This is a genomic window from Sphingopyxis panaciterrulae (assembly GCF_014199295.1).
Lineage (GTDB): Bacteria > Pseudomonadota > Alphaproteobacteria > Sphingomonadales > Sphingomonadaceae > Sphingopyxis > Sphingopyxis panaciterrulae.
In genome coordinates this window covers 97,095-109,230 of sequence record NZ_JACIJH010000015.1, presented here as the reverse complement: position 1 = coordinate 109,230, position 12,136 = coordinate 97,095, and the positions used below count along the sequence as shown (strand labels likewise).

The window sequence follows — 12,136 nt, the reverse complement described above, 5'->3', positions numbered from 1 at the left end:
CGCTCCTCGGGGCTTCGCCCCTCGTCCCGACAGACACACCGCCGCCATTCTCATCCTGATTGTCGGCAATTCTCACCCTGATTGTCGCGCAGCAGTCGAGCGGTCGATGTCGATGCCCTGCGCCGCCATCATCTCTGCCTGGCGATAGAGGGGCAGATGGTGATCGAACTTGTTCACGACGACATGGGCGAGCGTCGCGAAGCGCGCCTTGCCGCGTGCTATGGCCTTCACCGGCGCCGGTGCCTGGACAATCCTGTCGCAGGCGCGGCAGCTATACTTGGGCCGCACGGTGCGGATGACGCGCCACTGGATCGGGGCGACGTCGAGTTGCTCGTCGCGGTCATCGCCCAACGGACGCAGCGCGCCGCCGCAATCGGGACAGGTGCAACTGCCGGCCTCGGGCTCGATCCGCCGTTCAGCGCGCAGCAGATGATCGGGCAAGGCGCGCACCGGCGATACCCGCTCGGCGGGCACCCTGTCGGTCGTTCGGCTATCCGCGACCTCGGCTTCGCCTTCGAGTTCTTCGAGAGCGAGCTCGAGCTGTTCGATCTGCAGCGCGAGCTTCTCCGACGACTGGCCGAAGGTCATGCGTCGGAGCTGGGCAAGCTGGTGCCGCAGGGTATCGATCAGCGTATCGCGGGCCGCGAGAGCGGCTTCGAGCTCGGCGATCCGGGCGTCCTTGTCGATGCTGGAAGAGGCTGGTTCCGACACCCCGGACGCCTAGCAAAAGCGGCGCCGCGATGCCAGTAGAACCCTCACTAATCCGCCACTTTTTACCCTGCAAGCAGGGGCGCCGCGGTGCGTTCGGGACGCCGCCAGTCGATGCCCTCAAGCAGCATCGAAAGCTGCGCCGCGGTGAGGCTGACTTTGCCCGCCTTGGTGATCGGCCAGATGAACCGGCCCCGGTCCATGCGCTTCGAGAACAGGCACAGGCCCTGGCCGTCATACCAGAGCAGCTTGACCAGATCGCCGCGCTTGCCGCGGAACGCGAACAGCGCGCCCGAGTGCGGACTCTTCTCCAGCACCTGCTGCACCAGCACCGCGAGACCATCGAACCCCTTGCGCATGTCGGTGGCGCCGCAGGCCAGATAAATGCGCGTTGTCGGTGGTAACGGGATCATCGGGCAAGGACGGACAACACCCGTGCCAGCGCATCGGCATCAACCGCCGCGTCGACGGTGAGCCGCACGCCTGACGGCAGCTCGATCCCGATCTGGCCGCTGCCTGCCGTCGCGGTGGCCGGCACCGACACCTCGACCTCGGCGAACGATGGCACCGGCGTGCGCTTCGCTCCCGTCAAATCACCCGCCAGTGCTTGCCGGCGCCACGTATAGAGCATCCCGCTGCCGACCGCGTGTCGCTGGCACGTCGCCGAGACCGAGCCGTCAGGGCCGAACGCCTCGCGCAGGATCGACAGCTTCTGATCCACCGACCAGCGACGACGCCCGCCCACGACCGCGATCCGACTGCTCATATGATCACTCATATGACCGGTCGTAAGAGCACTCGCTCCCGTCGCCGCGATATCCTCGTTCATCACCGCTCCTCGCAAAGAGCGGCTATCAGCACCGCGCAGCAGCTTCCTGCAAGGCGGCCTTCAGGACACGCTTACGTTGAGAACAAGTTCGAGAACTTGCGCCGCCGCTTTTAGCCGAGGCTTGCACATATGCGGCGGCCGCCCGGCGGCCTGTCTGTAACAAATGCCCGGCGGGCTGGCGACGGTGTGCGCAAACAATCGCTCTCGATTTGAGAGTTTCTGCGGTCTTTTGTTGCTCGGTCGTGACGCACCGCGATAATTTGCCGGCTCGCAAAGGAGAGCCTGATGAAGACGCAAGTTATTGGAATTGTTCTTCTCGGAACCGCGCTTACGGGCTGCGGGAAGGAGGAACCGCGCAGCCGGCAGTATTTCGAGGCGCATGTTGACGAGGCGCGCGAGGTATATGCGGGATGCCAGGATGGCTCGGTCCGCGGCGGTGAATGCGACAATGCCGAGATGGCTGTGAAGCGCGCCGATGCGAAAGCGCGGAGCAAGCGGTTTATCGGTGACGGGAAGGCTTACACACCCCGTTGATCTCCGTGCCGGGCATTAAAGCCCGGCGGCTACCCGGAGCTGTTCCAACTGTTCCCGGCAAAGCCTCTCGACAATCTCGCGCAGGTTGCGGGCCGCGGCGGCAAGTGCTTGTAGATCCTCGGCGGTGATCGCGTAGCTCGGCGAATATCGCGCCTCGACATACGCCCGCTTCAACAGCTCGAAGCGGCGCCGATCCAATTTGCTGTCGCGCGGCCAGGCTTCGATGAGCTGTGGTTCGCGGTCCTCGGCGAGCGAGCGGAGGAATTTGATGTTGTGCGAGCGCGGAAAGTAGAAGGTGTTCGTTAGCAGATAGCATCCGTAGAGGCGTTCAACCGCCTGATGCAGGGCGAATGCAGCTCCTTTAAGCCACCCTTTGTCCTGGCTCGCTTTGTCGAATTCAAACGCGAAGGCCTCTAATCGGCGTCCCGCCTCAGAGGAACCCTCATCAAAATATTCCGCCGCCATCTCGTAGGCGTCGGCCGGCGTAAGGGGTTTCGGTTGAGCAAGAGCGTGGTTCGGCAAATCGTAGAGCAGAATTCCGTCGCGCAGGATGTCGACCCAGAAATATTCGCCGCGGGTCAGCGCCTTGTTCACGTCGGACAGCGTGTGGACGATGATGTTGAGCGTCCGGCCGACCTCAGGATCGCGAAGAATCTTGTCCTCTGCGATATACCAGTGATCCGAGATATCGGTCAGGTCCTCGTGGCTGACGATGACGAGCAGGTCGAAATCCGACTGATAGCCGTTCTCGGGCTCGTCGACCCAATCCTCCCGCGCGTAGCTGCCGAACAGGATGATCTTCAGAATCTTGCCGTTACGCTTCTCGGCCTTGGTCGCGCGCTCGATCGAACGCGCGAATTCCTCCATCAGCACATCCTTGATGCGCTGGAGTTCGCCCTGCTGCCGCGCGGGAAGATGATCGATGTCCATTTTCATGTCAGCCCCTGAATCTGGCCGACAATCAAGACTCTGGCAAGCCAAACTCGATTCATTCCGGACCTGATCGCACCATGATCGGCCTGCCCTTTGCGGCGTCGCGCTTGACTCGGCAAGTCGAGAAGGAACAAAGAGGGAACGAATCCACTATCTGCCGAGTCCTATGACATCATGCGCCACCCTGCCGTCCTCGCCGATCTTCGCGCCAAAATTGCGCGGATCGATGGCGTGTGCGCGCGGCACGAGGTGCTTCCCTTCGGAGTCGACGCGGTCGATTCGCGGCTCCCGGGCGGCGGAATCGCGACCGGCGCGCTCCACGAGATAGCCGGAAGCCCCGAGCTCGCCGACGATGCGAGCGCGACGATCTTCCTCGCCGGCATCCTCGCGCGGACCGAGGGCCCCGTATTCTGGTGCCTGCGCTGGCACGACCTGTTCGCCCCTGCCCTTCACCTCGCGGGATTGCACCCCGACCGCGTGATCCATGTCGAGGCGGGCAGCGACACCAATGTCCTGCTCGCGATGGAGGAATGCCTGCGGCACCCCGGCCTCGCGGGCGTCGTCGGCGAGGTGAGCAAATATTCTTGCGTTGCGTCGAAGCGCCTCCAGCTCGCCGCCGAAACCTCGGGCGTGCCGGCCTTCGTGTTCCGCCGCACCAGCAAAGCCGATCAGGCGGCCGAAGGCACCGCCGCGGTGACGCGCTGGCGGATCACCGCAAGCCCGAGCGAGGACCTCGGCATTCCGAGCCTCGGCCGCCCGCGCTGGCGCGTCGCGCTCGAGCGGGTGCGCGGCGGCAATCCGCATTTCTGGATATTGGAGGGCTGCGATGCGACGGGTCGTATCGCTCTTCCTGCCGCACTGGTCGACCGACCGGCTGCGCAGGAAGACCGGCAAGCCGCGGCCTGACGGCGGCGTCCCTGCCCCACCGCTCGTGACCGCGATCCCCGACCATGGCCGGCGGATCGTCGCCGCGGTCGACGCGGACGCCCGCGCGCTCGGCATCCGCCCCGGCATGACGATCACCAAGGCGCGCGCCTTCGCGCCCGAACTCGATGTCGTCGACGCCGAGCCCGAAGTCGATTTCGAGGGGCTGCGCCGCCTCGCGCTCTGGGTGGGTGCGCGCTATTCGCCGGTGGTCGCGCCCGACCCGCCCGACGGACTCTGGCTCGACGTGACCGGCTGCGCCGCGCTCTTCTCGAGCGAGCGCGCTCTGCTCAAGGATCTGCACCGCCGCACCGGCGCTTTCGGCCTTTCGCTGCAGATCGCGGTCGCCGACACCGCGGGCTGCGCGCACGCGGTCGCGCGCTATGTCCCCGCCGGTCGGCCGGTGACGATCGAACCCGGCGCGCACCGCAAGGCCATTGCGCTGCTGCCGATCCGGGCGCTCCGCCTGCCGCCCGCCGACGTCGAGGCGCTACGCAAGCTCGGCTTCGAGCGGGTCGAGCAGTTAACCGGCGCCCCGCGCGGCCCACTCGCCAAGAGGTTCGGGCGCGAGCTGCACCGCCGCCTCGACCAGGCGCTCGGCACATTGCCCGAGCCGATCGAGCCGATCTTCCCCGAGCAGCTCCCGCGCGCGCGGCGCGGTTTCATGGAGCCGATCGCGACCGCCGAGGCCTTTGCGCAGGTCATCGGCGACCTTGCGCACGATATCGCGGGCCAGCTGGGCCGCCTCGGCAAGGGCGCGCGCCGGCTCGACTGCTATTTCCACCGCGTCGACGGGCAGGTGCAGGCGATCCGCGTCGGCACCGCGGCGCCATCGCGCGATCCAAAGCATCTCGCGAAACTCCTCACCGCGAAGATCGAGACCATCGACCCCGGGCTCGGGATCGAGGCGATGACGCTCGTCGCGCCGCTTATCGAGGTGCAGGCGCTGCGGCAGGGCGAGAGCCTCGAAAGCCTGACACGGCGCGGGCCCGACCTGCCCGCGCTCGTCGACACCCTCGCCAACCGTTTCGGCCAGCGCAGCCTGCACCGGACAGTACCCCGCCCCGGCGCGATGCCCGAGCGATCGGTCGCAATCACGCCGGCGCTCCGCCAAGCCGATGGCGCGGCATGGTCCGACGAGCTCCCGCGCCCGTCACGGATGCTCGCACGGCCCGAGCCGGTCGATGTCATCGCCCTGCTCCCCGACGACGCGCCGCGCCTCTTCGTCTGGCGCGGCAAGCGCTACCGCGTGACGCAGGGCGACGGGCCCGAGCGACTGCAGGGCGAATGGTGGCGCGATGGCGGGATCGAAGGCGAGACGCCGCTGAGCGTGCGCGACTATTACCAGGTCGAGACCGAAGCGGGCGGCCGTTACTGGCTGTTCCGCCTCGGCGATGGCGTCCACGCCGCGACCGGATCGATGCGCTGGTTTATCCACGGAGCCTTCGCTTGAGAAGGCGACCGATAGCAACCGGCATTCGCTTGAGAAGGCGGCCGAACCGGAGCGCCTTCGCTTGAGCGGCGACACGCCCGCTTATGTCGAACTGCAGGTCACCACGCATTTCAGCTTCCTGCGCGGCGCCTCGTCGCCCGATGAGCTGTTCGCCGCCGCGGCGCTGCTCGGCCTGCCCGCGCTCGGTATCGTCGACCGCCATTCGGTCGCGGGGATCGTCCGCGCCTGGGATGCCGAGAAGGCAACCGGCGTGCGCGCGATCGTCGGTTCGCGGCTCGACCTCACCGACGGCACCGCGCTTCTCGTCTATCCGACCGACAAGGCGGCTTACGGCCGCATGTGCCGGCTGCTCAGCGTCGGCAAGGGCCGCGCCGGCAAAGGCGCGTGTCATCTCGACTGGCCCGATGTCGAGGAATGGAACGAAGGGCTGATCGCCTGCCTCGTTCCCGACCGCGCCGACGCGGCAACCGAAGGCGCGCTCGAACGAACGAAACGGATCTTCGGCGACCGCGCCTATATGGCGCTGACGATCCGCCGCCGCCCGCGCGATGCGATCCGGCTGCGCGACCTCGCGGCGCAAGCCGCCGCCGCGCGGGTGCCGACCGTGGCGACCGGCGACGTGCTTTATCACATTCCCGAACGCCGCCTGCTGCAGGACGTCGTCACCTGCATCCGCGAGAAATGCACGATCGACGATCTCGGCGATCGCCGCGAGCGCTTCGCCGACCGGCATTTGAAATCCGCCGCCGAGATGGAGCGCTTGTTCCGCCGTTACCTCAAGGACGCCTCACCCGTCGCGCGGACGGTCGAATTTGCGGAGCGCTGCACCTTCAGCCTCGAGGAGCTGCGCTACCAATATCCCGAGGAAATCCGCGTCCCCGGGCGCACGCCGCAACAGGAGCTCGAGCTTCTGACTTGGGAGAAAGCCCCCGCGCGCTATCCCGAAGGCCTCGACGGCAAGGTCCGGACGCAGCTCGAGCATGAGCTGCGATTGATCGGAGAACTCGATTACGCGCCCTATTTTCTGACGGTCCACTCGATCGTCGCCGAAGCGCGCCGCCGCGAAATCCTCTGCCAGGGCCGCGGTTCGGCGGCGAACAGTGCGGTCTGCTACGTGCTCGGCATCACCTCGATCGACCCGGTGCGCTCCGAATTGCTCTTCGAACGCTTCATCTCGGCCGAACGGCGCGAGCCCCCCGATATCGACGTCGATTTCGAGCATGAGCGGCGCGAGGAAATCATCCAGTGGATCTACGAAACCTATGGCCGCACGCGAAGCGCGCTCACCGCAGTGGTCACCCGCTACCGCTCGCGCGGCGCAGTGCGCGAGGTCGGCAAGGCGCTCGGCCTCAGCGAAGACATGACCGCGGGGCTCGCAGGTGCGGTCTGGGGTTATAGCCGCGAAGGCGTCGACGAAAGCCATGCCGCGGCGCTGAATCTCGACATGGCCGACAAGCGGCTGATGCTGACGCTCGAGCTCGCGCGCACGCTGATCAATACCCCGCGCCACCTCTCGCAGCATCCGGGCGGGTTCGTGCTGACGCGCGACCGGCTCGACGAGCTCGTGCCGATCGAACCCGCGGCGATGGACGACCGCCAGGTCATCGAATGGGACAAGGACGATATCGACGCGCTTGGCTTCATGAAGGTCGATATCCTCGCGCTCGGTATGCTCTCCTGCATGCGCCGCGCTTTCGAATTCCTGCGCGAAGCCAAAGACATCCATCACGATCTTTCGACGATCCCTGCGGAAGACCCTGCGACCTACGCGATGATCCGCAAGGCCGACACGCTCGGCGTCTTCCAGATCGAAAGCCGTGCACAGATGGCTTCGATCCCGCTGATGGCGCCGCGCACCTTCTACGATCTCGTGATCCAGGTCGCGATCGTCCGTCCTGGCCCGATCCAAGGCGACATGGTCCATCCCTATCGCCGCCGCCGCAACGGGCAGGAAGAGGTCACCTACCCCACCTCCGAGCTGCGCCGCGTGCTCGAAAAGACATTGGGCGTCCCGCTCTTCCAGGAACAGGCGATGCGTGTCGCGATCGAATGCGCGGGGTTCACGCCGAGCGAGGCCGATCTCCTCCGCCGCGCGATGGCGACCTTCAAGCTGACCGGCGGCGTCTCGCATTTTCGCGACAAGCTCATCAACGGCATGGTCTCGCGCGGTTACGACCAGGACTTCGCCGAAAGGACCTTCAAGCAGATCGAGGGCTTCGGCTCCTACGGCTTTCCCGAAAGCCATGCCGCGAGCTTCGCGCTGATCGCCTATGCCTCGTCGTGGATGAAATGCCATCATCCCGATGTTTTCTGCGCCGCGCTGCTCAACGCGCAGCCGATGGGCTTCTACGCGCCGGCACAGATCGTACGCGATGCGCGCCAGCACGGCGTCGAGGTGCGTCCCGTCGACGTCAACCACAGCCGCTGGGACTGCACGCTCGAAGCGAGCGATCCCGGCGGCGGTGCGGGCAAATATCTCGCGGTGCGCCTCGGCCTGCGCATGGTGCGAGGGCTCGCCAACGAGGACGGCGCGGCGATCGTCACTGCGCGTGCCGACACGGCGTTCACGAGCGCCGAAGAAATCCAGCGCCGCGCTGGCGTCGGTCGCGGTGCGCTCGACCGCATCGGCGACGCCGACGGCTTCGCCTCATTGGGCTCTTCGCGCCGCGAAGGCCTGTGGGAAGTGAAAGGCCTCGGCCACGCCGCCCTCCCGCTCTTCGCGGCGGCCGACGAGCGCGCCGGCATGCTGCAGCGCGAAGCGGTCGAGCCCGCCGTCCCGCTCGCGCCGATGGGTGAAGGCGCCGAAGTGGTCGAAGATTACCGCGCCTCGGGCCTGTCGCTCCGTGCACATCCGCTCGCCTTCCTCCGCGATGAGCTACGTGCGCGCAAGATGATCAGCTGCCAAGAGCTGCAAGGCGTCAAGGACGGGCGCTGGATCGAACTCGCCGGGGTCGTGCTCGTCCGCCAGAAGCCGGGATCGGCGAAAGGCGTCATGTTCATCACGCTCGAGGACGAGACCAATGTCGCCAATCTCGTCGTCTGGACCAAGGTCTTCGAGGCCAATCGCCGCACGGTGCTCGGCGCATCGATGATGGGAGTGCGCGGTCAGGTCCAGCGCGAGGGCGAGGTCATCCATGTCATCGCGCAGCGCCTCGACGATCTGTCGCCGCTCCTCGCGAGCGTAGGCAACCGCGCCGACGTCGCCGATGTCTATCGCGTGAGCCGCGCCGATGTCGTCAAAAGCCCGGTCGGCCGCGACCCGCGCGACCCCACGACTCAACCTCTCGGCCGCAATCCGCGCGACATCTATATTCCCGATCTCCGGCTCGGCTCGGGAATCATCCCCGGCCAGCCGACCGAGGGCATCAAGATCAAGCCGCGCGACTTTCGATAGGTACGGACTAACCGAGTAAGGGGCGCTTCTCAGCTACTCCGGCCCCTTCGCATCGCTCACAACAGCCGTTGCCACCAACCGACATCGTGCCAAGCATCAAATTTTCGTCCGACCTCGCGATAGACGCCCACCAACTCGAACCCCATGACTTCGTGCAGCCCGACGCTGGCGTCGTTTGGCAGCGCGATACCGGCAAACGCAGCATGATAGCCCAGGCTCGCTGCGGCAGGCAGCAGACGGGAGTATAAACAACGCGCGACGCCACTCCGTTGTGCGCCCGGCGCCACATAAACGGTTACATCGACCGACGTCCGATAAGCCACACGAGTCCTATGCTCAGAGGCATATGCATAGCCAACGATGCGTCCATCCTCTTCGGCCACCAGATAAGGATAGCGGGGCAGAATAGCCGCAATCCGCCTTTCGATTTCCATGACGTCTGGCGGCACGTCCTCGAAGGAGATCGTGGTCGACGTTACATAGTGTGCGTAAATGGCCTGAACCGCTTGTGCGTCCCCCATGGTTATTTGACGGACATGCATGTTGCACCACCTCAGAAGCAGAATTTCGTCAAATTGGCCCGACGCGTCCGTGCGATCAAGAGCGTAGGTCCACTGACGCGTACGATGCGCGACAAGAACATACAGCCGACTAAATGCATCGTATTTTTCCGATAGGTCTTGACGCACGCACACCCATCGGATAATTCCGATGCATGAATACCGACACCGCCCTTACAGCGCTCGCCGCACTGGCACACCCGACCCGGCTCGAAGCTTTCCGCTTGCTGGTCCAGCACGAGCCCGAAGGGCTATCGACCGGGCAGCTCGTCGATGCTTCGGGACTGACGCAAAGCACGTTTTCCACACATCTCGCGGTCTTGGCAAAGGCGGGGTTGGTCAAATCGGAGAAGCGCGGGCGGCAGTTCATTCAACGCGCGGAGATCGACGCGTTGAAGGGTCTGATGCTCTTTCTCGCGAAGGACTGCTGCCAGGGCCGCGCCGAGCTGTGCGAGCCGCTGCTCGCAGAACTTGCCTGCTGCTGACGGAAATCAACGAATGACCGACATCATCATCTATCACAATCCCGAATGCGGGACGTCGCGCAATGCGCTCGCGATGATCCGCAATGCGGGAGTTGAACCCCATATCGTCGAGTATCTGAAGACCCCGCCGACGCGGGGATTGCTCGTGCAGCTGATCGAGCGAGCCGGAATCACGCCGCGCGATCTGCTGCGCGAAAAGGGCACGCCATATGCCAAACTCGGACTGGAGCGCCCGGAGCTCACCGACGATCAACTGATCGACGCGATGATGGCGCATCCGATCCTCATAAACCGCCCGCTGGTCGTGTCGCCGCTGGGTGTGAAGCTCTGTCGCCCGTCCGAAGTCGTGCTCGACCTGATCCCGGCGCGCCAGCGCGGCGCTTTCGCGAAAGAGGACGGCGAAGAGGTCGTCGACGACGCCGGCAACCGCGTCGGCGCCTGACGAGATAGTCGATGACGCACCCAAAGCGCGAACGCCTGTCGTTCCTCGATCGCTATCTCACCCTGTGGATCTTTCTCGCGATGGCGCTCGGCGTCCTGCTGGGCTCGGTGTTCACGGGCCTGCCGGACGCGATCGACCGCCTCTCCTGGGGATCGACCAACATCCCGATCGCGATCGGCCTCATCCTGATGATGTATCCGCCGCTCGCGCGTGTTCGCTACGAGGAATTGCCGCGGGTGTTCGAGGACAAAAGGGTTCTCGCCATCTCGCTGATCCAGAACTGGATCATCGGTCCGGTGCTGATGTTCGCGCTCGCGGTGACCTTCCTGTCGGACCGGCCCGAATATATGACGGGCCTGATCCTGATCGGCCTCGCGCGCTGCATCGCGATGGTGATCGTCTGGAACCAGCTCGCAAAGGGCGACAATCAATATGTCGCCGCGCTCGTTGCCTTCAACTCGATCTTCCAGATCCTGTTCTTCAGCGTCTATGCTTGGTTCTTCCTGACTGTGCTCCCGCCGCTCTTCGGGCTCGAAGGCAGCATCATCGACGTGAGCTTCTGGACCGTTGCCGAGGCGGTGCTCATCTATCTCGGAATACCGTTCGTAGCCGGATATCTCACCCGCAAATGGCTCGCCAGCGCCAAGGGCAACGACTGGTACGAGACACGCTTCCTGCCGAAGATCGCGCCGATCACGCTCATCGCATTGCTCTTCACGATCGTTGCGATGTTCAGCCTCAAGGGCGGCGAGATCGTCAGCATTCCCGGCGACGTCATCCTGATCGCGATCCCGCTCACCATCTATTTCATCGTCCAGTTCATCATCAGCTTCTGGATGGGTAAACTGATCGAAGCCGACTATCCTCGCACAACAGCAGTCGCTTTCACCGCGGCGGGCAATAATTTCGAACTCGCGATCGCGGTCGCCATCGCTGCCTTCGGGCTCGCCTCGCCGGTCGCGTTCGCAGCGGTCATCGGCCCGCTCGTCGAAGTCCCCGTGCTCATCCTGTTGGTGAGCGTTGCCTTCTGGTTCGGACGCCGCTGGTTTCCGGCGTCCACGCCCGCGAAAGACTGATTTTGATGACCACTCCGATCTTTTCCCGTTTGCGCACGCTGGCCGATCCCGAGCACCTTCCGGCGCTGAGCCCCGAATATATCCGATCGCAGCCGGCGCTGGGCCTCGGTCCGCTCGATCCGGCGCCGCGCATACTCTTGCTCTACGGCAGCTTGCGCGAACGCTCCTATTCGCGGCTCGTCGTCGAGGAGACGGCGCGCTTGCTCCAGCTCTTCGGCTGCGAGACGCGGATCTTCGATCCATCCGACCTTCCCCTTCCCGACCAGATCGCCGACGATGATCATCCGGCGGTCGAGGAACTGAGACAGCATTCCATCTGGTCCGAAGGCCAGGTCTGGTGCAGCCCCGAGCGGCATGGACAGATCACAGGCATCATGAAGGCGCAGGTCGATCATCTGCCGCTCGCCTATAAGGGACTCCGTCCGACCCAAGGCCGCACGCTCGCGGTCATGCAAGTCTCGGCGGGATCGCAGTCGTTCAACAGCGTCAACACGCTGCGTATTCTCGGCCGCTGGATGCGAATGATCACCATCCCCAACCAATCAAGCGTCGCCAAGGCTTATGCGGAGTTCGATGAGGCCGGCCGCATGCTGCCATCGAGCTACTATGACCGGATCGTCGATGTCGCCGAAGAACTGGTGCGCTTCACTGTCCTTACGCGCGGTCATGCCGGCCAGCTCGTCGACCGCTATTCGGAACGCAAGGATCGGAACGAGCCGGTTGTCACGCCCGCCGACTTGGCGGGTCTGCCGGGCTGTCTGTCCCTTTCAAGCGACCCGGGTGTGCCTTGAACACAAC

General features: G+C 65.0%; 12 protein-coding genes and 1 pseudogene. 8 read left to right on the top strand and 5 right to left on the bottom strand.

What is annotated here, in order from left to right; translation table 11 throughout:
- Positions 1-75: 75 nt before the first annotated feature.
- The 3 genes and pseudogenes from FHR21_RS17780 to tnpA all read right to left on the bottom strand — a co-directional run.
- Positions 76-711 (bottom strand): annotated as a pseudogene (locus FHR21_RS17780) (transposase domain-containing protein); the annotation flags it as partial.
- Positions 712-773: 62 nt separating this feature from the next.
- Positions 774-1,121, bottom strand: a complete 348-nt coding sequence (gene tnpB / locus FHR21_RS17775; RefSeq protein WP_137754517.1) for an IS66 family insertion sequence element accessory protein TnpB — start codon at positions 1,119-1,121, stop codon at positions 774-776.
- A complete protein-coding gene (tnpA, locus tag FHR21_RS17770) occupies positions 1,118-1,537 on the bottom strand; it encodes an IS66-like element accessory protein TnpA (protein ID WP_246427310.1) in 420 nt (139 codons plus the stop codon). Before tnpA ends, tnpB begins: the two co-directional genes overlap by 4 nt.
- A 285-nt stretch (positions 1,538-1,822) precedes the next feature.
- Here tnpA and FHR21_RS17765 point away from each other — a divergent pair, with 285 nt between their 5' ends.
- Positions 1,823-2,071 (top strand): EexN family lipoprotein, encoded by a 249-nt coding sequence (locus tag FHR21_RS17765; RefSeq protein WP_184100756.1) that lies wholly within the window; start codon positions 1,823-1,825, stop codon positions 2,069-2,071.
- Positions 2,072-2,086: 15 nt separating this feature from the next.
- Here FHR21_RS17765 and FHR21_RS17760 read toward each other — a convergent pair whose 3' ends face one another.
- A complete protein-coding gene (locus tag FHR21_RS17760; protein ID WP_184100754.1) occupies positions 2,087-3,007 on the bottom strand; it encodes a HEPN domain-containing protein in 921 nt (306 codons plus the stop codon).
- Positions 3,008-3,178: 171 nt separating this feature from the next.
- On the opposite strand from FHR21_RS17760, the gene FHR21_RS17755 reads away from it, so the two are divergent.
- The 3 genes from FHR21_RS17755 (at position 3,179) to FHR21_RS17745 (ending at position 8,775) form a co-directional block, all read left to right on the top strand.
- The gene (locus FHR21_RS17755; protein WP_184100752.1) at positions 3,179-3,910 is read left to right on the top strand and encodes an ImuA family protein; all 732 of its coding nucleotides are present in this window, start codon (positions 3,179-3,181) and stop codon (positions 3,908-3,910) included.
- The gene (locus tag FHR21_RS17750) at positions 3,831-5,381 is read left to right on the top strand and encodes a DUF6504 family protein (RefSeq protein WP_184100750.1); all 1,551 of its coding nucleotides are present in this window, start codon (positions 3,831-3,833) and stop codon (positions 5,379-5,381) included. Before FHR21_RS17755 ends, FHR21_RS17750 begins: the two co-directional genes overlap by 80 nt.
- A 61-nt stretch (positions 5,382-5,442) precedes the next feature.
- Complete coding sequence (locus FHR21_RS17745) at positions 5,443-8,775, top strand: error-prone DNA polymerase (protein ID WP_246427309.1); 3,333 nt, start codon at positions 5,443-5,445, stop codon at positions 8,773-8,775.
- A gap of 56 nt (positions 8,776-8,831) precedes the next feature.
- Here the strand turns inward: FHR21_RS17745 and FHR21_RS17740 are convergent, their stop codons facing one another.
- Entirely contained in the window at positions 8,832-9,317 is a 486-nt protein-coding gene (locus FHR21_RS17740; RefSeq protein ID WP_184100748.1) for an arsinothricin resistance N-acetyltransferase ArsN1 family B, read from the bottom strand.
- A 173-nt stretch (positions 9,318-9,490) separates the two neighbouring features.
- On the opposite strand from FHR21_RS17740, the gene FHR21_RS17735 reads away from it, so the two are divergent.
- From FHR21_RS17735 to arsH, 4 genes are read left to right on the top strand one after another with little or no spacing between them, the layout of a single operon-like run.
- Positions 9,491-9,820, top strand: coding sequence for an ArsR/SmtB family transcription factor (locus FHR21_RS17735; RefSeq protein ID WP_184100747.1), 330 nt, complete (start codon positions 9,491-9,493; stop codon positions 9,818-9,820).
- A 13-nt stretch (positions 9,821-9,833) separates the two neighbouring features.
- A complete protein-coding gene (arsC, locus tag FHR21_RS17730; protein WP_184100746.1) occupies positions 9,834-10,262 on the top strand; it encodes an arsenate reductase (glutaredoxin) in 429 nt (142 codons plus the stop codon).
- 11 nt (positions 10,263-10,273) lie between these two features.
- Positions 10,274-11,338 (top strand): ACR3 family arsenite efflux transporter, encoded by a 1,065-nt coding sequence (arsB, locus tag FHR21_RS17725; RefSeq protein WP_184100745.1) that lies wholly within the window; start codon positions 10,274-10,276, stop codon positions 11,336-11,338.
- 5 nt (positions 11,339-11,343) lie between these two features.
- Positions 11,344-12,129, top strand: coding sequence for an arsenical resistance protein ArsH (gene arsH / locus FHR21_RS17720; protein ID WP_184100744.1), 786 nt, complete (start codon positions 11,344-11,346; stop codon positions 12,127-12,129).
- The last annotated feature ends 7 nt before the right edge of the window (positions 12,130-12,136 follow it).